The following is a 25,291-nucleotide window of genomic DNA, read 5'->3' as shown; positions in this document are numbered from 1 at the left end:
GGCACCGAGGCTCCTTTGCCTAGGGATCCTTCACAATCATCTTCCCGGGCGAGTATAGACCCGAGCGAGTGATATCTTCATACTCAATTTCGGCGACATCCGGCTTGACCTTGTCCTTATTCGGACGCGGCGAGAGCTTCTCGACGGAACCCCAGTCGCGGCGCCAGTCGTTCTTGAGGTAAGTCGGTACGGACGTAGCCTCATTCACAGCGTCGGAGAATCCGAGCGGACCACCGCCATCGACCGACTGCCAGACATCTGCACCGACGACCTTCAGGCCACGGTCCGGAGTGATGCGGTACTCCGGAAGCTCTGCGACACCTGCGTAGTGGTCGAACGGACGCTGGCACGGGAACTGGAAGGCAACCGGCCAGTCCGGGATAGTCGCAGTTTCCGGCGAAATGACATCAGTCATCGACTGCAGCTCGGCCAGGCGAGGAGGGGTCAGCGCCAGCCACTGATCCTCGGAGACGTCATTGTCCTCCGCTACCAGTCGCACAGCGGTAGCTCCCTCTGGGATCTCCTCGGTCAGGAAGCGCAGGTTACGCCAGGTCGGAGCAGGGCCGATATCAATCGGCTCCGATTCGGAGAGGACCTCGAAGCCATCCTCGTCGCCGCCCTTGCGACCGTACTGTGCCACCAGCTTGCGACCCGGCTGAGCCACACCGTTGATGTCGTGGTGGAAGATACGGCCGGCCGCCGATACGACGAGTAGCGGGTGGTCCTCGTCAATCTCAGGCAGCTGGAACCAGGAAGTTTCCAGGCTTGCAGGACGCTGAATGTCCTCGGAGTAGGAGCCAAGCACCGGCACCTTATCCGGATCCAAGCCAAATGGCAGCTCGACCTGCGAGCCGTTGACACCCTTGTCGGCGCGCTTGCCGCCGTCGGTTCCCGACGCGGAACCGCCCTCAACTGTGGCTTCCGGATCAGTAGATTGATCATCAGTGTCGGCAGTACTTGCCTGGCTCTGGCTGGTGTCCACAGCTTCGGCCTTCATATTAGACGGGACGCCGTTCGGGTCGAAGCCACGGTTCTTGCCGCCACCGCGCAACGATTCCGCTAGCGGCTTGCCATCGACGGTATTCAGGAAGCCATCGTTCGGATCGGTTTCCATCAGCACATCGCTCGCCATATTACATGTCTGACCAGCCAAGGAGCGGATATTACCAGCGGCGACCGAGTATGCCGGGTACTGCGATACTGCGCCCTTGCCCAGCGAAGCCACCATGAACATCGTCACCAGCAGCGTCGTCACCGCAATCGGGGACGATGCAACTGCATTGATGCGGCGCGCGCGTGCCGACTTTTCCTGCGACTTCGGCTTGGTGCGGAACTCCTGGACGAAGTTCATTACGGCACCAGCCAGCAGCAGTAGCAAGGCCAGAGCCAATACTGCTGAACCCAGCTGGTGACCGCGCAACTGAATGGTCTTGTCGAACCACGGCACACCGTAGGACGACACATACCACCAGCCGTTAATGCCCATCAGTGAGAAAGCGAGGATGAAGGTGATACCACCGGCAAAGAACAGCTGGTTGCGCGGGTTACCTGCTACCCAATGGCTAATGGCCATGGCGGCAAGTGCTGCCAGGGAAGCCGCGATGCCCGCGTACACGCCGAAGTGGTGCGTCCACTTTGTCGGCGTGAAGGTCAGGAAGAACATGGTGCCGATGAACATGAACACCAGGCGTGCCGACGGGCCGGCCAGAGCCCCCGGAACGGTGCGGTGACGAAGCAGCGCGGCAATCGTGATGGTCAAGCACGCCAGTGCAATCAGAACCGGGAAACGACGTGGGAAGGCGCCGTCGACCGACTGCAGCACCAGCCAGTAGTAGCGGACGTACTCGTTGTACCAAGGCTCCGACGGGCCGATGATGCTGCGGACGCGAATGGACTCGCGGACCGTGGCCAAAGTCTGGTCGCCGAAGACACCGACCAAGATGGCGGTGCCCGCAGCCAGGAACGGTGCAATCTGCATCAGTGGGGCCTGCCAACCACCACCGAGAGCCTTATGGCGCTCAACGACAATGCGCACCAGCATCGGGATGCCTGCGAGCAGGGCAGCAACTGCCATTAGGCCCGTTGGGCCCGAGCCCAGTGCCAGCGTGGCGATAACCACTGCGACTGCAGCTGGCAGCAGGCGTCGAGTCAGAATTGCGCGCTCGATGAATACCCAGGTCAGCAGGGATCCCAGCGCAATGACCGGCTCCGGGCGCAGTCCGTTGTTGTACGGCAGCCAGAAGGCCAACAGCACACCAGCAGCAGACCAGTAGGCCACCCGGCGCTGGGCAATCTTGTCGCCGAGGCGCGGGATAACCATTCGGGAGATAATGAACCACACCAGCAGTGCGGACAGCAGCGCCGGTAGTCGCATCCACAGAGACGAGGTGGACACCTTCACCATCAGCGACAGCAGGTCGTAGTAGGGGCTGCCGAACGGTGACTCAGGAGCGCCGAACCAACGGTAGTAGTTCGCCATGTAGCCCGACTCGTCGGAGACGCGCGCCATGGTGAAGATGTAACCGTCATCGGAGGTGTTGCCACCGATGAAGTGCCAAACAACCAAAATCGTGCCGACCAGGATGTCCAGCGGAGTTGGTTTCAACGCACCGCGCTTGAACAGCGGAGTGAAGGAGGAACCGTCGATACGGTCAATGCGAGCCAGCGCGACCAGGGACGCCAGTGTCAGAAGCAGACCCAAGTACATGACGATGTACTTCACCACTGTCGGATGTGAGGTGTAGCGGGAGTCGATGTTCATGTGGACATCGAGTCCATCGGCTACGGCCTTGGCCACGTCGCCGTCAGCGGGCAGATCAGTGTAGATACCGGTGACCTGCGGGCGGTAATCGCCCTGTGTGGTGGCGGTGAGCTTCTCACCATCTGAGTTCTTGGCGCCGTCGATGTTGACGGTGGTTTCATGCTCGTTTGAGCGGATCTCCAGGATCTTGCCCTTATTGCTGGCAAGCTCCTTCTTATCCAGGCTCATCACCACGCTGTCGCGCAGAATGACATCGAGGCCGTCCTTGCCCGAACGCACCATCAAGCCCCGTTTGGTCGGCTTATCCGCGGTCGGCGGGATAGTCGACAACAGGGTTGTCCGCTTGTCGGAAAGCTCATCCGTCAGCGACAGAGGCAGATCGATGCTCAGATCCAACGGTGCCTGCGCCATAAGCGGTGCATCCACTGAATTCAGTGTGTCGCGCTGAGGCCAAGACACGGAGGACTGAGTATTCACGACCGGGAGGAACGGTGTGATGACAAAGCAAATGAAACCGACGATTCCAGCGATAATCGCTGTCCAACGAGTCAGCGTCGTAGGAGAGGGGCCGTCCATAGGCGGTCTCTCCACGCGGTCGATGGTCACTTCGGGTGAGCCGTCGACACTTTCTTTGATTTCTTTAGTTTCGGCAGTCACAAGGAAAGATACTACGGTAATTGGCGTTTTTCTTTGAGTTTGCAACGCGAAAGTTACATCACAGTTTCCACATTAGTAACAGGAATCACGTTTATAGCAGGGGATGGCCGCCCAATACCTACTTGCCAATACCTACTTGCGAACCGCCACTACGAACGGGCCGACCTGGTTTAGCTCCCAGTGCTTCTCAAATGCAGAGCGGGCAAAATTCAGGCTCCGGAAGACCACATTCGGATTGTTCGGATAGATATCATCCGCGATGTCCAACGTCAGTGGAGCGGCATCCTCGCCATCAGGTGTCTCAACCTCGCCCCGCAGCACAATGGCATCCGGTCCGCGCCACGGCGTTGCATCCATGGCCTGCACGAGCTCATCGGGATCGCGAATCTCCGACCATTCCTCCAATGCCTGATTACGGCGGTCAAACTCACCCAGAGGGTTAGCGTAGTGGCTGGTCAGTGCCTGGAATCCATACCAGGGATAGAGTGCTTGGAAATTCTTCTCATCCGTCAGCACCACTGTCTGGGCCGGATCGAGCCCGGCCTCCTTCAGCGTTTGGTCCACCGCTGAGTACCACGCCCCGGCATTCGGTGGGAAGCGGTCCGCGCGCTCGCCGTTACCGTCGGTGTCGGTATGCGCCAAGTCGATGGCACCATGCAACTTATTCGGAATCGACTGCGCGTAGCCAATGCCCGCCAGCAGCAAGACTGCCGCCATTACCGCGGAAACGCGCTTGGCAATGTGAGCTGGTGCCGCCTGCGGCCAATACTTCTCGATGCCGTTGAGACGGGCGTCGGCAAGCGCGACCACACCAGCCGCAATCAACATAAACGTAATCGGTGCGGTGAGGCGGAACCCCAGCAGTGTGCGTCCGAGCAACGTCGCCACCATCGAGGCAACTACCCAGCCATAGAGCACCAGCGTGCCCAGGCCGAGCGCGCGGGCATCCGGCTCCGTGGCGCTGACCAGCATGCGCACGACACCGATGAAACACAGCACACCGATTACGCTGGCGGCGAGCATCGGCAAAGGCAGCTGCGCGCCCTCCGGGGGCAGGTAGTGCGTCGCTGTCGCGCCCGAGCGCGGTGCCCCCGTCGCAACCGCCAGCATGTACGGCCCCCACACCGTCGCCGCAATCAGCATCGATCCCACGCCCATAATGATCAGACGCACTACAGGCATCCAAGAGCTTGACGACGTCCACGCGACCACGGCCAACACGACCACAATAAGCGCGCCTACGGCAGTGTAAAGAGTGTAGAAGGTCGCAGAAATACCCAGGAAGACGAGCACGCCAAACATGGCGGACCAGGCGCCGGTGAGACCGCGCCAGGCCATCACGGTCATCGCCGGAAGACCCATAGCAACGACTGCGGCGTAGGGCTCATCGGCGACAGTCGCCAGGGCGACCGCCGTGGTTGTCAGCGCAATGCCAGTGGCCACGGGCAGGGAGCCACTCAGGCGTTGCCACACCGGGACCAAAACACAGCCAGCGGCAGCGAGTGTAATCAATGCCCAGGGCTGGAAGACCTCCCAGCCGGCAATGCCCAGGATATTGGCCAGGCGTCCGCCCAGGAAAAACCAACCAGCGGGGTAGAAAGACGGGATGTCGATGTACGACATGTCATGCAGGCCAGGCTCCGAGGCCATCCTGGTGAGGTATTCAGTGCGGAACTCCTGGTCGACGGACAGACCGTCCAACCACAGCCTGGTCGAGCCCAGTGGCAGGCCGACGGCAGAGACCGCCAAAATGGCCGGTGACATGTAAGCCATCAGGTACGTCAACCACGTTAGCCACCGGGGGCGATTATCTTTGCCCTTGGTGGCGAAGAAATACAGCAGGACGGTGGTGAGCGTCAGCGTGATGACAATCAGCGCTGTTGCGACTGCCCTGGTCAGCTGCGAGCCGCCAAAGGCCGGCAGCGACAGGCGGTGGAACACAAACCAGGACGCTAGAGCGATAACCGAACCGCCCACAAGCGCTGCGAACAGGTAGGTCAGAGCAGCCTTGAGGGAGAGCTGGTCATCGTTGAAGATTTCGTAGCGATCTTCGTCAACCAGCTCACTGTAGGATCGTGCGCCCGTTGTGTTGGCGCTAGTGTTGTCGGCACCCGTGGTGTCAGCGCTCGAGGTTTCGGCCTGCTTGTCTACCATGCCCTCAAGTTTTGCACAGGAACCGGACTCCGACGAACGGCGGAGCTAAAGGTGGGTACGTCAGCCCGTCAAGCCCCGCTGAGTTCTATCGAGTCCTTCGAAACCCGCTCTTAAATCGGCAGCTTCTTGAAGATCGGGCGCGGAATGTGCTTCAGCACCATCATCACCAGCTGGAATGCCGGCGGAGCCCAGACCAGTGTCTTACCGGCCTCGACGGACTTCACCGCGAGCTTGGCGACATCTTCCTTGTTCACAGTCAGCGGGGCCTCGTCCACGTCAGCGGACATACGGGTACGGACCTGACCAGGGCGGATAACCAGGGTCTTGACGCCGTACTCCTCCAGGGCCTCGCCCAGGTTCAGGTAGAAACCATCCAGGCCGGCCTTAGTGGAACCGTAGACAAAGTTGGAGCGGCGCACGCGTTCACCAGCGACGGAGGACATGGCAATGAACTGGCCATGACCCTGCGCCTTGAACTTCTGACCAACCAGAACACCCATCGACATCGCGCCGGTGTAGTTGATGTTCGCAGCCAGGACGGCCTTGCGCTGGTTCTGCCAGAGCTCCTCGGCGTCGCCAAGCATGCCGAACGCGACGATGCAGATGTCCACGTCGCCGTCGGCAAATGCCTTATCGACGACCTCCGGGTGGGAGTCGAAGTCCGTTGCGTCGAAGTCGAGGGTGACCACCTCGGAAGCGCCGGCGGCCTTCATCTTTTCAGCGGAGGCCTCGCGCAGCGGATCGTTCGGCAGGGAAGCCAGGATGACCTTGGCCGGGCCCTTCTTCAGGAACTCGGCGGTAATGGCCAGACCGATTTCACTAGTGCCGCCGAGCAGCAGGATGGACTGGGCAGCGCCTACAGCATTAATCATTGGGGCTTAAATCCTCTCGGTTGTCTTAGTGCAGTTCCAGTCGACGAGACATGTCAGAGGCGAAGACACCGTGTGGGTCAATCTCATTGCGGGTGTCCAGCCAGCTCTGCATCTCGGGGTACATCTGGTGGAAGTTAGCGGCGGAAGTGCGCGACTCCTTGGCCAGGTAGAGGCGGCCGCCGAACTCCATGACGCGCTTATCCAAATCATCGAGGAAGGCGCCGAGACCCGGTTTGATCGGGAAGTCCACGCAGACGTTCCAACCCGGCATCGGGTAGGACAGCGGAGCGCGGTTACCCTCGCCGAACAGCTTGAATACGTTCAGTGCCGAGTAGTGGCCGGAGCGCTGGATATCGCGGACAATCTCCTTGAACGGCTCGACGGCCTCGCGCGGAACAACGAACTGGTACTGCAGGAAGCCCTTGGAACCATATCCGCGGTTCCACTCGCCGATGAGATCCAGCGGCTGGTAGAACTGCGTGAGGTTTTGCACCTGGTTGCGGTAGGTACCGGACTTCAGCCACCACAGCTCACCAATGCTGATCATGGTCAGCTTGTTCATGGTGAAGGACGGGAAGATATCCGGCACAGTCACCAGCTGCGGAGCGTTGAACTTCAGCGGATCTTTGGCCAGCTTCGGGGCGTATTCCTCCAGCTGAGCCAAGGTTGCCAGCGAACCGCGGGAAATTGCGGCGCGTCCCAGCTTCGGCTCCGGTGAGATGGCGTCGAACCACGCGGAAGAGTAGGTGAAGTTCTCCTCGGAGCCATCGGAGTGGAACTCGATGGTCTCGTCCAGAGTGTGGGTCATGTCGCCGTCGGCGATGAAGTAGGCTGTCTCGGTCTTGGTCATCTTGATCCGAGCGCGGACAATAATGCCGGTCAGGCCCATGCCGCCGACGGTTGCCCAGAACAGCTTGCCGTCCGGGTCGTCTGCAGAGCCCTCCGGCTCAAGGTGCAGGATACGGCCGTCAGCGACCAGCAGCTCCATCGACAGCACGTGGTTGCCGAAGGAACCTGCGGAGTGGTGGTTCTTACCGTGAATATCCGGACCAATGGCACCACCGATAGTGACCTGGCGAGTTCCCGGCAGCACCGGCACCCACAGGCCGTAGGGCAGTGCGGCCTTCATCAGCTGGTCCAGCGTGACACCGCCGTCGACATCAACAATCGCCGACTCCTGGTCAATGGAGTGGATCTTGTTGAGCTTCTGCATGTCGATGACCAGACCGCCCGAGTTCTGGGCGGGGTCGCCGTAAGAGCGGCCCATACCGCGGGCAATTACACCGCGGCGCAGGTGGGCAGGCTTGTCGGAGTTCTGGTCTGCGACAGCCTTGACGGCGTTAACGATTTCATCCAAGTCCGGCGTCGACAGCACCTGGGACTTAGCGGGGGCGGTACGACCCCAACCGGTCAGGGTCCTGGCTTCTGTGTGTACGGCTCCGTAGGCACCGTTCGAAGCATCGGTGCTGGACTTGCCGTTAGTGTTAGTGGACATCAAGGCTAGGCTACCCCTTTGCACCGGCTCCGTCGCCCGTGACGCTCCGAGGTGTTGGTCACGCTTGAGGTCGCGCACGGGCCGTCGGAAAGCAAGCGAAATATACGGAGAGACTATAGATCCATAATTTTTCGGATCTCTTCCGGCAGCATTTCCTGCGAGGTGATCTGCGGGCCGTCGTACGCCTCGAGTGCGCGGTAGACCTGTGCGCGTTCCTTGCTGTCGAGGATGGGCAGTTCCTCGGCGAACAGCATGACCATCTGGTTCGACAGCGGGGTGTTGGTGTACTCGGCGGCCATGTTGATGGTTTCACGCGGCTTCTTCTTGAAAAAGTCGAACATGCGATAAAGGCTACCCCGCGTGGGATCCGTCACTCGCGATACCATCAACCTCATGACTTCCACGCCTGCTGCTACTCCGCAGACCCTTGCCGTATGTAGTTCCACATCGCCCGTTGTCATTTGGCATGTGGAGCTCTCGCCGTCCTTTGCAGGCGAGAGGTTGTCGGGTGCATGGCTGGTGGACCCGCTTGACGACGGAGCCCTGGAGACCGCCACCAATCTGCTCACCGGTTGCTTTGTTGCGTCTGTGACCGCGGGCGATGGTGACGGTGACGCTGCGGCAGAGAGTGCAGAGAGCGCTGAGGGGGCGGACCTGCTATCGCATGCGATTGAACAGGCAGGGGCCACGGTGGTGGACCTGCCGGCATCGGTGGCTGGCATTCGTGACCACATCGGACAGCTGCGCGCCGCCGCGAAGGAAGAGAAGGCCAAGCCCGGCAAGGGAAATCTGACGGAGCCGCGGTTCCCCAAGGTCAACGACGTAGAGGTGATTGATTTTCCGCATGTAGGCGAAGAAGTCGCAGGGCCGGTGCTGGGGCTTGCCCGCGGGGTAGAAGAGCTGGTGGCGCAGTGGACCGCGGTGGAGTCGCAGCGCCTGCGTCGCAAGTACTTGGTAGAGCCGTGGGGTGCGGAGCCGCGCCAGATTCCGCTGGTAAAAACGCGCGCATTGTAGCGAGTTTTTGCCATCCAGGCCACATTGTTTTTCCTGCGTACGCTGTGAGGTATGGCAGCACAGACCGATAACGTAGTCGCCTTCCCAGGCGTTCGCGTGGCCACGGAACCGGCCACGCTCATTATCGGTGCCTCTTTAGAGGAAGAACCGTGCAGTGCCCACCGCGTCTTCGGGGTCAATGACCAGATGGATCTGCGAAGCCTGTCCCGCGTGTTAGCGGTCATCTTTGGGTGGGGCGAGGAAAGCGTGCCGACGAAGTTCCATTTGCCCGGCTCTGCGGTGGAGTCTGCGGCGCAGCTGGTGACTGGCGGCAGACCCGCAGCGGTCGGAGTCGTCGATGTTCCCCTGTCCACCACAGTTGCCGAGGTGCTGCAAAGTCCCGGCGATACCCTTATCTGGCAGTGGGGCTTGTGGGAACATACCTTGCAGGTCAGAGAAGCTTTTGCCCGCGATGAGGCCACCCCGGATGCCCTGTGTATCGGTGGCTCGGGCTCTATCCGCGCACTGGGAGATGTGGACGCGGAGGAGCCGGTAGATATTGCCGCAATCAATAGGGAATTGACCGGACGGGACTCTATTCAAAATACGTTGGCCACCGCTCGTGCTGATGTGGTGGACATCATCGAGCGGTCGGGGGTGTTTGAATTCGTGCCCCTGTTACAGGCTCTGGACCTGCAGAGGTCGGAATCAACCGCGCTGGAATTGACCGGGGAGGCGGGGGAGAGCGTCGTTAAGCGATTGCGCGCATTGCCTATAGAGGACGCCGAGAAAGACCCGGCCGGGCACGATGCGGCGTTGGTGGAGCTGCTGTGTTTGGCGGCGCTGACCTCGGATGAGCTACGGCATGATGTGGCGGCGCATGTCATGGAGCGCCTCGGCTGGGAGAGCGACGAGGGCATCCCGCTATCCGGCGAGGACGTGGAGGAATTGGCAGCGGCTAGCTGGGCGGAGATGAGCGCGCTGGGGCTAGCTGGGGAGGATACGCTCTCGCCGGTGGAGCGGCTGGATCTACTGCGTGAGGCGCTGCGACGTTAGATTTTTCTCCTCTTTATTGCCTGTTTATGTTCGCGCTGGCTGTTTGTTAGCTGGCCGGTGGCCTAGAATTCCTAGGCGTGTCAGCGAATGAAACAGCAAATGAAAACCCGAACCGCGACAACGGCAAGCTCGGAAACGGCTCCCACGAAAACGGATTTGTCGTAGAGGACTCGGCCGCAGTGCCAATGGCGACGGAGACCAAGGACGAGCACGGACTGAAAGTGCAGATGATGCGCTTTATCATCTCCGGCGTCATCGCGGCGGTGGTGGACTTCGGCCTGACGTTCATCATGCTCAACGCCTTCGGGGCGACCAACTTCTGGGGTAAGACGGTCGGCTGGGTTTTCGGCACGATTACGGCGTACATCATTAACAGCCGCTGGACCTTCAAGTCGAAGTCCTCGGCGAAGAAGGTGCTGGCAGTTGCGGTGCTGTACTTGATTACTTACGCCACACAGGTCGGCATCTTTAATGTGTTGCAGCCCTGGCTTGTCGAGGCCTGGGATTGGAACGCGCAGTGGGCACAGTTCGGCGCATTCGTCGTCGCACAGGGCGTTGCGACGGTAATTAACTTCATCATTCAGCGTGTATTCATCTTCCGTGTGAAATAGCGCGATACGCTGGGGGACGTGACTTCGACTGCTTCTAATAAGGAATCCACTCAGCTGACCGCCGAAACCGATGTTGACATGCTGACTATTCAGCGCGTGCTGTTTGCTCCGCCCGCAGACTGGGTGGAGCCGGATTTGTACTACCGAGTCGAAGGCGTTGGCGCCTACGACAGCTCGGTGCAGGCCACCCGTAACTCGATCACGCTCGGTCGCCACACCGTGGTGCGCACTGACACCTACTTCGGTCGCTTCCGAGCTTCTTACTGGCAGCGCTGGACCTCAATTAAGCAGGTCGAAATCCGTGCGCGCGTGGTCGGTTCCGCGCGTGTGCTGGCCTACACCGAGGATATTGGGGGCCACCTCCGATTGGAGGACTCCTGGGCAGCGGGTGGCTCGGATGCCGACGGCAACTGGACCGGTGAGCACTCGCCGATGTCGGGTTCTGCCAATGAAGAGGTTCGCCTGACCGTCCCGCTGGACCGCTTCGCCGATGGCGGTGCCATTCACCTGCGCTTCGACACCGAGGACGCAGGCGCAAAGATTTCCGATGTCCGCTATGTTGTGCCCAAGTCGGCTATCAAGCGCGATATTCCGACTGACCTGGTCATTTGTTCTTACAACCGACCGGTTGACTGTGCTCGAACCGTCGCCACGCTGGCTGAGGACCTGCCAGCCCTTGAGCGCGTTCGCACCATCCGCGTCGTTGACCAGGGCGAACAGCACCCGGCCGACGAAGCTGACTTCATTCAGGCCAAGGAGATCCTCGGCGAGCGCCTGAACGTTGTCCACCAGCCGAACCTCGGCGGCGCCGGCGGTTTCTCCCGCGGCATGCGCGATGCCACCGCTGCGGGCGACTGCATGGTGCTGCTTACCGACGACGACATCCGCCCCGAGCCCGAAACCACCCTGCGCCTATCCGCCCTGGCCGTATGCGCGGAAAAGCCGATGCTGCTCGGCGCGCAGATGCTCTTCCTGTTCAACCCGACCAGCCTCTTCCGCACCGGCGAGACCTACAACTGGAAGGCGCTGACGGTCGAGGAGAACGACCCCAAGTTCGGTTACGCCGACGTGGACGTGCGCAAGTACCACCAGCTGCGTCGCCTGGGCGTTGACTACAACGCCTGGTGGACCTGCCTGGTGCCGTCCGAGGTCATTAAGAAGATTGGCCTGGCGCTGCCGCTGTTCTTCCAGTACGACGACATCGACTACGGTTTCCGCGCCGCCAAGGCCGGCTACCCGACTGACACCATTCCGGGCGCCGCCGTCTGGCACGCCGATTTCTACTGGAAGGACATCGAAAACGCCGCCCAGTACTTCGGCCTGCGCAACTCCCTCATCGCCGCCACCATGCACGGCGATGTCACCGCAAAGGACATGGTCAACGTCGCTTCACGACGAATCCTCTCGAACCTGGTCTCCATGCGCTACGGCCTGGCCTGGACGCAGATGGAAGCTGTTCGTGACCTGCTGCGTGGCCCGGAGGTGCTGAAGAACGCATCGCAGGGCGACTTCGCTCGCATTTCTGCTGGTCGAAAGAACTTCCCGGAGACCGAGCTGCTGCCGATGCACGAGATGCCGGGTGGTCTGACCCCAGTTCGCCCGCCGTCACACGAGATCTCCAGCGAAAATAAGACGATGGCAAAGCGTTTGGCTTATACGCAGATGGGTAAGAAGCGCCCGGGACCGGTGGCTGTGGCCTTCGAGGACACCTTCTGGTGGCACATTTCCACCTTCGACGATGTCTGGGTTACCGATGCTTCCCAGAATGGAGTGCGTCACCTGGTCCGCGACCTGGATAAGGAAAAGTCCATGCGCGCCGAGACCATCAGCCTCATGCGCGAACTGTCCTCCAAGTGGGACGACCTTGCAAAGCAGTGGCGGGCCGCCGTGCCATCTTTGACCAGCGAAGACAACTGGGAAAAGTTCTTCCAGGGCGAGTAGTTCTTCAATCATGACCACGCACACACCCACGCCTTCGACTAGCTCAGGTGACAAAACCCGCAAACAGCTCATCACCATCTTGGTGCTGCTGGTGTTGATTATCCTGTTGCTGGCTCTGTTCCTTTTCCTCCAGGTTTCTGGGGAACGGGGTGGCGATTCGGCGGCTGCCGAGGGTGGGGCGTCGTCGTCAAGCGAAAATGGCGATGCGCAGGCGCAGGCGGAGAAGGCCGTCGTTGTGTACAAGCAGGTGCTGGCGAACCCGGCGCCACTGCAGACTTTTGTCGGTGAAGTTAGTCCTGGTGGGGCGATGAAATATGCGCTCGTGCATCTTGATGATGGGTGCGTGCCCGAGCTGGTGCTGAACTATGGCACAAGTGCGATGAGCGCCGAAATTGATGCGATTGGTGTCTACGGCGTTGACGAAAATGGTCAGGAAATTCAGTTTCAGAATTCCTACCATGACGGCGTGACTTCTGTGGGCGGTGTACGTCGCGCTCTTCAGCGAGCTACTGGTCAGCCGGGTATGTTCTCGTTTTCTGCAGAGAGGATGGGGCGCGATCAGGAAGATTTGCTGGTGACGCGCCAGGGCAATGAGCTGGTGGAAACGCCTGCGAATCCGGGTGCCGGGGAGTTCGAACAGTTTAACTGGATTCCGGTTGACAACCTGGATGTCGTCGAGGCCATTGCTGCTGGTAATGACTGCGCGCCGAGCTCGGGCTCGGGCTCGAATGGCGCTGGCGCTGATGGTGGTAACCGTGGCAACGGTGGCAACGGTGGTCCGAATCCGACGGCGGGGCGGTCGGCTTCGGGGTCTGGGTCTGGTTCGGGTTCGCAGTCTGGGGCTTCGGACTCGGATTCTTCGGCGACAACGTCTGGAGCCAATTCGATTACGGGAACCGTGAAGGTTTTCCAGACCAAGGCAGATGTTCTAGCCTATGAGCAGCGCCAGGATCCTAACCCCGGTTCACCGGACAGGGGACCTTACGCAATCTTGATTCTGGACCAGCCGACCGAAGTTACTGCACAGCTGTCCGGGCAAAACGGACCGGAGACGCGCACGATTGAACAGGCGATCGTCAATCCGGCACTGCACAGCGATGGCGAGCGCGCCACTATTACCTTTTCGGATGATGAATACTATTGGCCCTCTGATCCCGGAGTTCCTTTTGGTATCCGTCTCGAGGATGCACCAAGAGGTTAACGTTTGACAGTTATCCACAGCCGCCAAATTGTCCACAGAAACGGGCAATTCGGCGGCTTTTCTTCTGCCAATATTCACGGAGTCAGCCATAAATGAAGGCACTAATTCCACGCGTGAATTCCTGTAGCCGACCTCGGGGAGCGTGCCTAAACCAATGCCTAACTGGACTTACGATTCCGATGGCCTCATCCACGCGGCTTCGCAGAAACAAATCAAGCATCCTTGTGAATATGTCAGTGCCAAGTCAGAGCTGGATAATCTGCACGGCCACGTCGAAAGCACAAATATTCGAGATGGATCCCTGCTCAGACTGGCGTACGGAACCTACATCGAGTGCTCTCGCTGGAATGCGCTGTCAGCATTCGAACGTTTTCAACTACAGATAAAGGCACTGGTCAAGCCAGGTTCCGGGACAATCATTACGGGCGAAGCAGCCGCTGCGTTGCATGGCATCCCGGTGCTTGTTCGAAATGCCACAATCGCGCTTGCCAATTCCGGCCTGCGCCGACCTGGCGGCGGATTGCGCCATGTCGGTGGCAGAATCCTCGAACAAGACATCGTTCGCATTGGTGGGCGCTGCGTTACCGATGTGCCGAAAACCGTCATCGATATCTGCCGCACCGCCGAGTCCGAAAACGGGCCAATCATCGTTGACACCGCACTGCGACAGTGGTGTGACCTCGAAGAACTGCACACCGTCCTCACAAATTACCCACGTTCGCCGGGTACCCGCCGCGCCCGCGAGCTACTTCGAACTGCCAGCGCACACAGCGAAACCATCGGTGAGTCAATCACAAAGAAATGCATAATCGACTCAGGAATTGCCACGCTTTACGACGAAAAATGCGTGCTCATGCAGCAAGTCGAGTTCTATGACAGTGAAGGATTCATTGGGCGCGTCGATTTTTATGTGCCTCATCTGAATTTGATCATTGAGTTCGATGGGCTGACTAAGTATTCCGGTGGCGGGGTAGCAGCTACGGAGACTGTGCTTCTGAAAGAGCAAGCTCGCGAGAAGCGTCTGCGAAACCTCCACTTAGATGTACTCCGCTTCCAATGGTCACAGGTCATTAATGGGGACTGCGTGGAGGTCTTGCGACAGTTCGCTATTCGACAGAGGCAGCGCATTCAGGCAGGTGGGTTGGTATTTTCGTCCGAAGTTGGGCGTTTTCGTCAAGCCACTGTCCCGTATAAAGATCGGCAGCTCCGTGAGTCCAGAATCCAGGAGCGTAAGCAGCGTTTGCAGCTTCTGGAAAATGCACCGGCCTCGCGCGACTCAGGCTAAGTTCAGCTGCTGACCTATTGCAATTGTGCTCACCGGACTTGGAACGATTTCGAGCGGACTGGCTCGGATTTCCAGCGACTTATGGCCAACTTTCCGCCACTTGTCGATGACTTTTCAGGACTTATGGCCACGCTGTTGGCCTGGCCCGCGCACTTATCGTAGGACTATTCACTTATGCGCAGGCTGTAGCGCATCGATGAGTGAATACCTCATCGATATGTCAGTGGAGGAGAAGGGAACCAGGGGTTAGGTAACACTTTTGCGCACTGAGCACTCGAAATGCGGACTACACGACCCGGGCGAGATCAAATATGCAGGCCAGCGCCACAGCCTCAGCCCCACCAGCCGCAACGCCAGCCCGAACTACTTCGACTTTGGATCGAAGCGCTCGAAGTTCTCCGCGCGCCCCTGCTTCAGTAGCTTGAACCAGCGGTAGAAGCCGCGGACATCGCGGCGCTGGACCAGGAAGAACCAGCCGAAGCGCAGGAACTCCTGCGGCATGAGCTTGCGCATGCCAGGCTGGCTCATCAGGTAGCCGCGGTTGCGGTAGGTGAAGTAGCGCTTGAAGTCATTGGTCGGGTACTGCGTGTGCATTTTGCCGCCGAGAATGGGCACAAATTCACCCGAACCGGAGGGGTGCAGGTAGGCCGTCGTCAAGCATGTGCCGAACCGGAGGCCGGAGCGGACCAGGCGGCGGTGGAATTCGACCTCGTCGCCGCGGATGAATAGGCGGTAGTCGGGAACGCCGAGCTGTTCCAGCGAGCGGGCGCTAAACAGTGCGCCGTTAAACAGGGATGCGATGCCGGGCAGGAGGTCGTGGTTGCCGTCGATGGTTTCGAGGTCGCTAGGCAGTTCGAGCCCGGTCGCAGCCTTCTGATCTGCAAAGTTGGTGAACCATCTCCGCCCCTCAGAGTCGTTCACTGCGGGAAGCTTGGGGTTGATGCCGCTTTCGAAAAGCTCCTCGCGATGACGGCGCCACACCAGCCCGCGGCGCAGGGGGAATGCCAGCTTGTTCGGAGCCTTAATATCGCAGACCACCGGCGAGACAGCGTCGAGCTGGTGGCGTCGCGCGCAGCTGTGCAGCGCCTTCAGCACGTAGGAGTCCTCCGGGCGCCCGTCGTCATCGGCGCACCAAATCCACTCCGCGCCGAGCGACAGCGCGGTCAGCATGCCCAGTGCGAAACCACCAGCGCCGCCCAGGTTTGTCTTGGAGCCGAGGTAGTGAATTTCCGGCGCCGATCCGCTTTCCGACGACTGCTGCGCCGCCACCTGCTCGGCGAGTTCCTTGACCTTCGGGTCATTGCCGTTGTCGACGATGATGAGCCATTTCGGCATGTGGGTCTGGCTGGCAACGATGGGAAGCGATTGACGCAGGTCCTCGATGCGGTTGTGAGTCACCACGATTGCGGCCGTTGCTGCCTCATCGTGCTTTGGGTGGTCAGCCGAGTTTTCGCTCACTTCGTTCTCCATCGGGGGAAGTACCGTTTATTACTGTTTTTATTGCTGTCTATCTTGCCATGTTGCTCCGGGTGGGCAATTCCAAGCATCCGTGCCGCCCGCCAGCCGCCGGCCGGCTGCCCGCGAGCCGCTCGCTCGGCCACGATGGGGGGAACCGCGCCCGGACTCCCGGCGAAGCTGCTACCGTCGCTGCGCGAGCACGCGGCGCACCTGGTCGGCGGCCTCTTTACCTTCGTAGGCTTCGACCACTTCGTCGACAAGCCCTGCCTGTCGAACCGTACCGTGATCAATCCACAGCGCCGTGTCGCACAGCTGCGCCAGGAACTCATTTGAGTGCGACGCAAACACCAGCAGACCGGAGCGATCGACCAATTCGGTCAACTTCGTCCGGGCCTTCGCCATGAATGCGGCGTCGACGGCTCCGATGCCTTCGTCGAGAAGCAAAATCTCCGGCTCAATGGACGTGACCACGCCGAGCGCCAGTCGCACGCGCATACCGGTGGAGTAGGTGCGCAGTGGCATGTGCAGGTAGTCGCCGAGTTCGGTGAACTCTGCGATTTCGTCGAGCTTGGATTTCATCTGCTTGCGCGTCTGCCCCAGGAACAGACCGCGGATGATGATGTTTTCCAGGCCTGAGATCTCCGGGTCCATGCCGACACCGAGGTCGAACACCGGAGCCACACGGCCGCGCACATCGGCGGCACCGCGCGTGGGCTCATAGATGCCCGACAGCAGTCGCAGCAGCGTGGACTTACCCGCTCCGTTGTGGCCAACCAAGCCGACGCGGTCGCCCTCGCGCAGATGGATGTTGATGTCCTTCAGCGCCTCAATGACCACGACATTGGAGTCATTGCGGCCAATCGCACCACCCGCGGCGCCGAGGAACGCCTTCTTCATCGACCGCGATTTGGCGTCGAAAATGGGGAAGTCAACGCACGCGTTGTAAGTATCAATGCTGACCATGCTTATCCCTTGCTAGTTCAATTCGCTTTACGACGGCCCTTGCGGCCTAAACCCAGTAGCTCACGCGGGAGCGCCACAGGCGCATAGCCCCGAGTGCCAGCAGCAGGCCGACTGCGGTGCAGGCGAGGACAATCCACCAGTGGTAGGTATCCACCGGCTCGCCGGTCAATGGGGCGCGGATGATTTCCAGGTAGTGGAACAGCGGGTTGATCTCTGCGATGCGTGCGCGTTCGGCGACGGCACCGCCCTGTTCCTCCAGCGTCTTGGTGGTCCACACAATCGGAGTCATGTAAAACACCAGCTGAATTAGGGAATCCAGCAGTGGTGCCACGTCGCGGTAGCGCGTAGCGATGATGCCGAAGAACATCGTCACCCACACGCCGTTGACCACCAGCAGCGCCATCGCGGGGATGACCAGGAAGAAGTTCCAGCCCAAATCCGGCCGGAAGACCAGCACGAGGATCAGCCAGATCACCATGTTGTGGGCCAGGAAGAGCAGCTGCCGCCATACCAGCCTGTAGACGTGAACGCTCAGCGCGCTGGGCAACTGTTTGATCAGGCCTTCGTTTTCAATGAAGACGGTTGCGCCCTCGCGCACGCAGCCGGAGATGAATCCCCAGATGATCAGGCCAACGGTCACGTGTGGCAGGAAGAACGCCAGCTCCTGCTGGAACAGCAGCGAGTACAGCAGGCCGAGAGCGAGGGCCATGGCGCCGGTGGCAATGGTGATCCACAGTGGGCCAAGCGTGGAGCGGCGGTAGCGCTGCTTGATGTCCTGCCAGCCCAGCTGCAGCCACAGCTCGCGCTGGCCGAAGCCGATAGCTAGATCCCGCCAGGCAGCGCCCATGGTGCGGGAACGCGACTTGAAAGCCGGTGCCTCGCCTGTTGCGTCAGTTATGCGCGCAATGTTGCGACGGAGAGTTTCCTCCGTGCGGATAGCGGAGCCATTGCGCACAGTATTGGCCGGCTGGTCGGCTGCAGCTGCGGATTGGCGATCATTTTCTGCGTTAGTCACGTCTCCAAACTACTAGCTAGGGCGGTTTAGATTGAATACCGACGGCACCGGGCGAGCCATTATTCCACGTCGTGACGGCGAACAACCGTCGCGTGGGGTGGTCGTCATTGGTGGTGACGTGGTGCTTCTGAGGCTGTTTCCACGGTTGGTTATGCGACTGGTTATGTGACCCTGGAAAACTTACATACAATCGCCGCTGTAACTGCTTTATGGCATGCAGCTGGTGCATATGGTTCACGCATCGGGAGTGCTTGCGCATGGCTACAGGCAAGAAAAGTTCGGCCAATTTTAAGCAACTGCTAAAAAGGGATAAAGATTATCCTATATGGGGTTGCTCCGATAGAATTGGCTCCAACTAAGATGTGCAATCGATACACGGTTCGGGGCATGGATGCTCGATTCGTGGGTGATTGCACAGTTAACTCTGAAATAGATATCGCAGCTTGAATTCGAAACCGGGAAAGGGTTTTCATGGCCTTCGATGTGCCGACAACCAGGGGTGCTTACTCGTCGCTTTCCGACGGGTGGACATACCTCAATGCGGGTCAACGCACCCAGGTACCCGAGCGTGTCCAGGCTGCGATGATTTCTGCATTTCGCAATGCCCAGAAGTCCCTTCCTGGTGAGACTGGGGCGGGGGCTCATGGCCAGTCGCGCAGCTCGGGCGTTCCCGCTGCAGCGGAGCTAACCGCCAGTGCGCGCCGGGCTTTTGCCGACCTCACTGGCGGCCCGGTCGCCGGCGTGGTGTTGGGATCTTCGCGTGAGGTGCTCATGGAGCAGTTCACGTCCGCAATGAGTCGACGCTTGACGCTCGGCTCTAACCTTGTGATTTCTCGCATTGGTTCGCAGGTCGTACACGCACCACTACGCCGGGCAGCCAATCTCTACGGAGCTCAAGTCCGCATTGCTGAGGCCGACTTGTCCTCGGGTACGTTGCCGTCCTGGCAGTTCGACGAGCTCGTAGACGAGCATACTCGCCTCGTTGTCGTCCCGGCCGCGGATCCGTTCATTGGCACCATTGCCCCGGTAGCTGACATTTCTCGGCGGGTGCATGAGCACTCCAACGCCTGGGTTTTGGTTGATGCCTCGGATATTGTCGCCTACCGCGATGTGTCGATGAGCAAGCTGGGCGCCGACATCATGCTGGTTGATGCCTCCGTGCTGGGCGGGCCTGAGGTCGCAGCTTTGGTGTTCAAGGATTCCGAGATGTTCGAGCGCATGACGTCGTTAAGCTATGTGCCGAATGTGTGCGGCGTCGAGCGGATCGAGGTTTCCCCGGTGTCGCCGGCATTGCTCGGTGGGGTGTCGGAATCGGTGCTGCACCTGGCATCGCTGGATAGCACGGCGAGGGGGTCGCGTAGGCATCGCATTGAAACGGCGATGCCGCAGGTTTCTCGCTACTTGACGACGTTGTCGGAACGCCTGATTGCGGCGTTGATGACCCTGCCGCGGGTGTACATCATCGGTATGGATACCGAAGATGATTCTTTCGCGAGTGTGTCGCGGGCACAGCACATTCCGCGCGTTAGCTTCCTCGTCGATGGGGTGTCGGCGAAGGTGGTCGTGGACAGGTTGCTGGATAATGGCCTCGTGACCAGCATTGTTGATGCATACGAATCGCCACTGCTGGAGGCCATGGGCATCGATGAGGCTGGAGGCGCCGTGGGAGTTGGCCTCCAGCCGTTCAATACGCCGCACGACATTGACCAGCTCGTGCGCGCAGTTGCCTCGCTCGGTTAGCTAGGTAGTCAGCTAACTAGACGGTCAGCACAATCTTGCCGCTGACCGCGCCGCTGTCGAGCAGCTCGTGGGCCTTGGCTGCGTCGCGCATATCCATGACCTCATGAATTTGAGGGGTGACGGTGCCGTCGGCAAGCATTGGCCAGATGGTGTCCTCTGTGGCGTTGACGATGCGAGCCTTGTCAGCGAGATCGCGGTAGCGCAGGCCGGTGGCGGTGATGGAGCCGCGCTTGCTCAACAGGCGGCCGATGTTGAGCTCGCCCTTAACGCCGCCCTGCATGCCGATGATGACCAGGTGGCCGTCCTTCGCCAGGGCCTTGACGTTTCGGTCGAGGTACTTTGCGCCCATGATGTCCAGAATGACATTGGCGCCACCCTCAGCTGCAACGATCTCCTCGAAGTCCTCTTCCTTGTAATTGATGAGGATGTCGGCGCCGAGCTCCTTGCACTTAGCCAGCTTCTCCGCCGAACCGGCGGTGACTGCGACGCGAGCACCGAGCCGCTTGGCCATCTGAATAGCGAAAGTGCCGATGCCGCCCGCGCCACCGTGGACCAGCAGCAGGTCGCCTTCCTTGAGGCCGGCAATCATCACGACATTCGAGAACACCGTGCAGGCAACCTCGACGATGGATGCTGCCTCGGTGAAGGAGTAGCCATGTGGCAGTGGGAGAATTTGGCCGGCCGGGACTGCGACCTTTTCGGCGTAAGCGCCACCGGAGAGAAGGCAGCAGACCTCGTCGCCGACTTTCCAGCCCTGGGAGTCGCCCTTGACCTCTTCAATGACACCCGCGCACTCCAGGCCGAGGGTGTCGGTCACGCCTTTCGGTGGCGGGTAGTGACCAGCGGCCTGCAGTAGGTCAGCACGGTTTACGCCAGCGGCCTTGACCTTGACCAGCACCTGCCCATCCTCGAGAGTCGGTTCCGGAGCATCGGCCCATTCCAGGGCGCGGGGGTTGGAAAGATCAGTCTGAATGATTGCCTTCATAGTCTTCAAAGGTAATGCAAAAACTGGTTATGCACGCGGTATTTCAAGCTCTTTTGCAATTAGCAAAAATAGTTATGTCTGTAGAGGTGGGTGCTTGGGGCGTGGTTTGGGAAGAGGGGCTAGTGAAAGGTTTAGCGAAAGGTGCTGGCAAGGGGTGCTATGAGGGCGTTTGCTGCCTTACGGCGGTATGCGGTTATGATGTTGGCGTTGGAAGTATGGCAGAGCGGCCGAATGCACTGGTCTTGAAAACCAGCGAGGGTCACACCTCCGGGGGTTCAAATCCCTCTACTTCCGCAGATGAAACCCTCGGTAGATTTTCTACCGGGGGTTTCTTCATTTCTCTTAAAAGTTGGCGTATGTGCTCAGGTCCGCGACGGATAGTCGGACCGTACGTAACCGCGGTATTGCGCGCATTGCTGCATTCTCTCCGGCCGCAGGTATGACATGCGCGGACATGTGCGGGATTCGGCAGTATCGCACATGCTCAGGAACTGGTGGTCAATGACACCATCGCCAAGGGGCGCCGACGCGATTGCCGACGGTTCGTTGAATACAGGAACTGAAATCCACTTCAACCCGGGGCACTCGGTGGAAAAGCTGCATGACATGGACCCGAAACCGTTGTGGCCTGAAACAATACGGGCAATTTGCCAAAACCGGTAAGCTCGGTCTTGCTGTAATACAAACCCAGCGTCATACTGGCGGACGGTATTGAGGGAAAAGGTCGAACAATGGCAACGAATCGGAGCAACCACTCGGACGACTCGTTCGGTGAGTGGAGCATAAATCCGGGCACGTCAGATGATCAACCCTCCGCTGATACGCCGGCAAATGCGTGGAGCGCTGTGGATGGGGCACAGTGGGAGCAGCCTGAGGGGCAAACGCAGGACTATCAGCCCCAGAACCAGCAAACGCAGTATCTGCAGCAGCAGTATTCACAGTCCCAGCAGCCTGAACCATACCGCCCCGCCCCCTATGTTCCAGGTCCGCAAGCTGGTCCGGCTGCTGCGCCGAGCAATGACAACAAGGGGCTGACCATCGCGGTTATTGTCCTGGCGCTCGTTGCGGTCGCTCTCTTCGTCGGCGCAATGGCTTTCTTCTACTTCTCCGATTCGAAGGGAGTGAATTCGGCCGGCAGCAACTCGCCCCAGTCGGTTCAGTCAGCTAGTGCTGAGGATTTTTCCACGTCGTCGACCGCTGAGCAGAAGCGTCGCGCTGAAGGGTTCCAGCCGCCATCGAACTGGCGTCACTGCTCCGGCTCGGGCGATCCGGGTGATTTGAACTTGGTATATGCAGAAGATGTCGGTGGTAACACTACGACCTGTCAGTTTGCCACCAACGTGCGCAATTCCTTCGTTGAGCAGTACCAACTTACGAAGAAGCTCAACGGTACAGTCACCGCTAGCAGCCCAACAACTGGCAAGACATACAGCATGACCTGCCGCGATAACGGTGAGGTTGTCACTTGCACCGGCGGTACGAATGCGACGGTGCACATTGTCTAAACGTCTCCGAGTAGCTCTGGCCGCAACCGCCGTCGTCACGCTCGGCCTTAGCGCCTGCACCATCGGCACCGACTCGGCGGACATGCCGTCGCCGACGCTGTCCAATCCGCTTGACGACGGCCCCGGCGGAGCATCCTCCGACGGGAAAGTTGTGCCCGGTGAGATGCCTCGCGAAGTTGTCGAGGCAGTGAAGTCCGCGCAAAAGGAACTCGGTGGTCTGGCCGGCGCCGCTCTGGCAACGCCGGATAAGGATTCCGAAGTGGTTTCCACGGGTGACTTCAAAACGGGTCCGGCCTGGTCGACCTCCAAGGTGCCCATCGCGGTGGCTTATGTGCGCCAATCGGGCGTGGATTCCCTGGTCGAAGCCGCAATCACGGTTTCCGATAACGATGCGGCTGAGTCCATGTGGTACTCCCTGGGCGATGACGCGACCGCGGGCGCGACCACCGACGAGATTCTCCGAGAGGGCCACGACACCCGCACCGTCATGGGCACTGACCGCATCCGTGCGGAATACACCGTCTTCGGGCAGACGCAGTGGGATTTGCGCGACCAGGCTATTTTCGGCGCCAATTTGCAGTGCATCGAGGCGGGCCCAAAGGTCGCTGACCTCATGGGACAGATTGCCGACGAGCAGTCCTACGGCCTCGGACGCATCCGCGGCGCCCACTTCAAGGGCGGTTGGGGTCCCGATGATGAAGGCGTCTACCTTGTGCGGCAGTTCGGCTATCTGCCGGGCAAGAAGCCGGGCACCTTCGTTGGTGTAGCTATCGCAGCCCAGCCTGACGACGGCACCTATGAGACCGGCCAGCAAATGCTTGACCGCATCGCAAAGGCGATTGAGCGCAGCGGTGGCGCGACCACCGGCCGTGCCGGTAGCTGCTAGCTGAGCGATAGCTGCTAGTGCTCAATTCCTAGCGCAGCCAGCAGCTGCGAGGTCTCTTCCTCAGTAGTGATGGTGATGCGAGCACCTTCGCCGGCAAAGCAGCGGATGAGAATGTTGCGCTGCGCCAGGAAGTCACCGAGATCCGTGGTGGTGGCCACCGAGACGTCGTCAAGCAAAGAGAGATCCGCAATCCGACCCTCGTCAATCCAAATGAAGTTGGCCTGCGAGTTCGGCAGCACCGTCTCGCGGCCGGTGGCGGCGTTGATAGCCTCGGTGACGGCGACGCGCTGTGCGCGGACCTCAGCAATGCGGGCGGTGAGCTCTTCCTGTGCGTCGAGCGAGGTGAGCGCGGCAATCTGCGCGAGAGTGTTTATGGAGAAGGGGATAGCGACCTTATTCACGGCCTCCACAAGCTTCTCCGGGCCGAACATGTAGCCCACGCGGAGCCCGGCCAAACCGTAGACCTTGGAGAATGTGCGCAAACCGACCAGGTTGGGGTAGGTATCCAGCAGCTCATGCGCCAACGGGGTAGCGGCATGAGTGGCCTCGTCCACCAGCTCGATGTACGCCTCGTCGAGAGCGACCACAACATCGCCCGGAACCTGCGCCATAAACTCCGCGAAAGCCGCGAGAGTGATGGTCGTGCCCGTCGGGTTATTGGGATTACAGACGAAAACCAGGCGTGTGCGGCCGGTGATAGCGGCAGCCATTGCCGAAAGATCATTGCGACCCTGCGCATCCAGCGGCACCGGCACCGGAGTAGCCCCGGCGACGCGAGCGAGAATGGGGTAGGCCTCGAAGCTGCGCCACGGGAACACGACCTCATCCCCATCCTCACAGGTGGCCTGCACGAGCTGCAGGCACAGAGCGGAGGAGCCGCAGCCGACCGCGACCTGCTCCATGGGCAGACCCAGGTGCTCGCCGAGCTTAATGCGCAGGTCAACCGCGCCCATGTCCGGGTAGCGGTTCGGGCTGGTGGTTGGGTCAGCGATGGTCTGTGAGATGGCCTCCACCACCGAGGGCAGTGGCGGTTGGGTCATTTCATTGGACGCGATCTTCAGCGCGCCGGGCACAGCCTTGCCCGGGACATAGGCCGGAACCTGCTCGAGGTCGGCGCGGGTTTTGGGCTGAACTGAAGATGCATCGTTGGTCATAGGCCTAACTGTAGAACATGGCCCGGATTGGGCAGTACAGAATCCCCGCAAAATCCCAAGGTGTGGTCGCTATTTGTGGCGCCGTATTTGGTGGCTCCGCGGGTGTTTTGCTTTTCAATTCTTGTGTTCTGTAGGATTGGCTGCGGTTATTTGGTCTCGTCCACGCAATGGCGAACAGCTTTGCTGAAGCGGGACCGATGCCAGTGGTTTTGGAGGCGTGCCAGAGCGGCCGAATGGGGCTCCCTGCTAAGGAGTTGCCTGTCTTGCGACGGGCCGGAGGTTCGAATCCTCTCGCCTCCGCCACACGCGCCCGTAGCTCAACGGATAGAGCATCTGACTACGGATCAGAAGGTTAGGGGTTCGAATCCCTTCGGGCGCACCATGTAGACCCGCACCTTGTAGGTGCGGGTCTTTTTGTTTTATTACCTGGCAGTGCAGCGCGAGCCGGGGCATTGCGGGGCGGGGCAGCGCGGTCCTTCACTTGTGGCCAGGGTTCGGTCACTTATCGATGGTTTCTCGTGGCCTGTCGATGGTTTTGCGCCACTTATGCGCGCGCTGT

General features: G+C 60.1%; 19 protein-coding genes and 3 tRNA genes. 12 read left to right on the top strand and 10 right to left on the bottom strand.

What is annotated here, in order from left to right; translation table 11 throughout:
- Positions 1-19 precede the first annotated feature (19 nt).
- The 5 genes from HMPREF2547_RS03640 to HMPREF2547_RS03620 form a co-directional block, all read right to left on the bottom strand.
- On the bottom strand, positions 20-3,418 hold the full coding sequence (locus HMPREF2547_RS03640; RefSeq protein ID WP_070604729.1) for an arabinosyltransferase domain-containing protein: 3,399 nt from the start codon (positions 3,416-3,418) through the stop codon (positions 20-22).
- Between the two features lie 132 nt (positions 3,419-3,550).
- Positions 3,551-5,572, bottom strand: a complete 2,022-nt coding sequence (locus tag HMPREF2547_RS03635) for a galactan 5-O-arabinofuranosyltransferase (protein ID WP_070604727.1) — start codon at positions 5,570-5,572, stop codon at positions 3,551-3,553.
- 110 nt (positions 5,573-5,682) lie between these two features.
- Positions 5,683-6,444: a decaprenylphospho-beta-D-erythro-pentofuranosid-2-ulose 2-reductase gene (locus HMPREF2547_RS03630; RefSeq protein WP_049189783.1), complete on the bottom strand. Its 762-nt coding sequence runs from the start codon at positions 6,442-6,444 to the stop codon at positions 5,683-5,685.
- A 25-nt stretch (positions 6,445-6,469) separates the two neighbouring features.
- Positions 6,470-7,939, bottom strand: a complete 1,470-nt coding sequence (locus HMPREF2547_RS03625) for a decaprenylphosphoryl-beta-D-ribose oxidase (RefSeq protein ID WP_016421825.1) — start codon at positions 7,937-7,939, stop codon at positions 6,470-6,472.
- Between the two features lie 113 nt (positions 7,940-8,052).
- A complete protein-coding gene (locus HMPREF2547_RS03620; RefSeq protein ID WP_005510976.1) occupies positions 8,053-8,280 on the bottom strand; it encodes a hypothetical protein in 228 nt (75 codons plus the stop codon).
- Positions 8,281-8,299: 19 nt separating this feature from the next.
- Between HMPREF2547_RS03620 and HMPREF2547_RS03615 the strand changes: the two genes are divergently transcribed.
- From HMPREF2547_RS03615 to HMPREF2547_RS03590, 6 genes are all read left to right on the top strand, one after another.
- Complete coding sequence (locus tag HMPREF2547_RS03615; protein ID WP_049193890.1) at positions 8,300-8,953, top strand: hypothetical protein; 654 nt, start codon at positions 8,300-8,302, stop codon at positions 8,951-8,953.
- Positions 8,954-9,004: 51 nt separating this feature from the next.
- Positions 9,005-9,988, top strand: coding sequence for a hypothetical protein (locus HMPREF2547_RS03610; RefSeq protein WP_049193889.1), 984 nt, complete (start codon positions 9,005-9,007; stop codon positions 9,986-9,988).
- Positions 9,989-10,065: 77 nt separating this feature from the next.
- A complete protein-coding gene (locus tag HMPREF2547_RS03605) occupies positions 10,066-10,599 on the top strand; it encodes a GtrA family protein (RefSeq protein WP_053093006.1) in 534 nt (177 codons plus the stop codon).
- Positions 10,600-10,617: 18 nt separating this feature from the next.
- Positions 10,618-12,540 (top strand): glycosyltransferase, encoded by a 1,923-nt coding sequence (locus HMPREF2547_RS03600; RefSeq protein ID WP_070604725.1) that lies wholly within the window; start codon positions 10,618-10,620, stop codon positions 12,538-12,540.
- 10 nt (positions 12,541-12,550) lie between these two features.
- Positions 12,551-13,741: a hypothetical protein gene (locus tag HMPREF2547_RS03595; RefSeq protein WP_070604723.1), complete on the top strand. Its 1,191-nt coding sequence runs from the start codon at positions 12,551-12,553 to the stop codon at positions 13,739-13,741.
- A 154-nt stretch (positions 13,742-13,895) separates the two neighbouring features.
- A complete protein-coding gene (locus HMPREF2547_RS03590) occupies positions 13,896-15,026 on the top strand; it encodes a PDDEXK family nuclease (RefSeq protein ID WP_070604721.1) in 1,131 nt (376 codons plus the stop codon).
- 363 nt (positions 15,027-15,389) lie between these two features.
- On the opposite strand, the gene HMPREF2547_RS03585 is transcribed toward HMPREF2547_RS03590, so the two are convergent.
- From HMPREF2547_RS03585 to HMPREF2547_RS03575, 3 genes are all read right to left on the bottom strand, one after another.
- Complete coding sequence (locus tag HMPREF2547_RS03585; protein ID WP_070604719.1) at positions 15,390-16,496, bottom strand: glycosyltransferase; 1,107 nt, start codon at positions 16,494-16,496, stop codon at positions 15,390-15,392.
- A 168-nt stretch (positions 16,497-16,664) separates the two neighbouring features.
- Positions 16,665-17,447, bottom strand: coding sequence for a galactan export ABC transporter ATP-binding subunit Wzt/RfbE (locus HMPREF2547_RS03580; protein ID WP_005510871.1), 783 nt, complete (start codon positions 17,445-17,447; stop codon positions 16,665-16,667).
- Positions 17,448-17,493: 46 nt separating this feature from the next.
- Positions 17,494-18,462 (bottom strand): galactan export ABC transporter permease subunit Wzm/RfbD, encoded by a 969-nt coding sequence (locus tag HMPREF2547_RS03575; RefSeq protein WP_080971508.1) that lies wholly within the window; start codon positions 18,460-18,462, stop codon positions 17,494-17,496.
- 471 nt (positions 18,463-18,933) lie between these two features.
- On the opposite strand from HMPREF2547_RS03575, the gene HMPREF2547_RS03570 reads away from it, so the two are divergent.
- Entirely contained in the window at positions 18,934-20,202 is a 1,269-nt protein-coding gene (locus HMPREF2547_RS03570; protein ID WP_070595835.1) for an aminotransferase class V-fold PLP-dependent enzyme, read from the top strand.
- A 16-nt stretch (positions 20,203-20,218) separates the two neighbouring features.
- On the opposite strand, the gene HMPREF2547_RS03565 is transcribed toward HMPREF2547_RS03570, so the two are convergent.
- Positions 20,219-21,187 (bottom strand): NAD(P)H-quinone oxidoreductase, encoded by a 969-nt coding sequence (locus HMPREF2547_RS03565; RefSeq protein ID WP_048732059.1) that lies wholly within the window; start codon positions 21,185-21,187, stop codon positions 20,219-20,221.
- Positions 21,188-21,396: 209 nt separating this feature from the next.
- Here HMPREF2547_RS03565 and HMPREF2547_RS03560 point away from each other — a divergent pair.
- The 3 genes from HMPREF2547_RS03560 (at position 21,397) to HMPREF2547_RS03550 (ending at position 23,578) form a co-directional block, all read left to right on the top strand.
- Positions 21,397-21,481 (top strand) — tRNA-Ser (locus HMPREF2547_RS03560).
- Positions 21,482-21,918: 437 nt separating this feature from the next.
- Positions 21,919-22,692, top strand: a complete 774-nt coding sequence (locus HMPREF2547_RS03555) for a hypothetical protein (RefSeq protein ID WP_070604718.1) — start codon at positions 21,919-21,921, stop codon at positions 22,690-22,692.
- On the top strand, positions 22,685-23,578 hold the full coding sequence (locus HMPREF2547_RS03550) for a hypothetical protein (protein ID WP_224433578.1): 894 nt from the start codon (positions 22,685-22,687) through the stop codon (positions 23,576-23,578). Before HMPREF2547_RS03555 ends, HMPREF2547_RS03550 begins: the two co-directional genes overlap by 8 nt.
- 14 nt (positions 23,579-23,592) lie before the next feature.
- Here the strand turns inward: HMPREF2547_RS03550 and HMPREF2547_RS03545 are convergent, their stop codons facing one another.
- Positions 23,593-24,732 carry a histidinol-phosphate transaminase gene (locus HMPREF2547_RS03545; protein WP_070604716.1) on the bottom strand — a complete coding sequence of 380 codons (1,140 nt, stop codon included), beginning with the start codon at positions 24,730-24,732 and terminating at the stop codon, positions 23,593-23,595.
- A 211-nt stretch (positions 24,733-24,943) separates the two neighbouring features.
- On the opposite strand from HMPREF2547_RS03545, the gene HMPREF2547_RS03540 reads away from it, so the two are divergent.
- Positions 24,944-25,035 (top strand) — tRNA-Ser (locus HMPREF2547_RS03540).
- 3 nt (positions 25,036-25,038) lie between these two features.
- Positions 25,039-25,114: transfer RNA gene (locus HMPREF2547_RS03535), tRNA-Arg, on the top strand.
- The last annotated feature ends 177 nt before the right edge of the window (positions 25,115-25,291 follow it).

The organism is Corynebacterium sp. HMSC055G02, from assembly GCF_001809065.1.
Classification (GTDB): domain Bacteria; phylum Actinomycetota; class Actinomycetes; order Mycobacteriales; family Mycobacteriaceae; genus Corynebacterium; species Corynebacterium jeikeium_D.
Note: the sequence above shows the minus strand (reverse complement) of the source record. Positions and strands in the feature narration are given on the sequence as shown.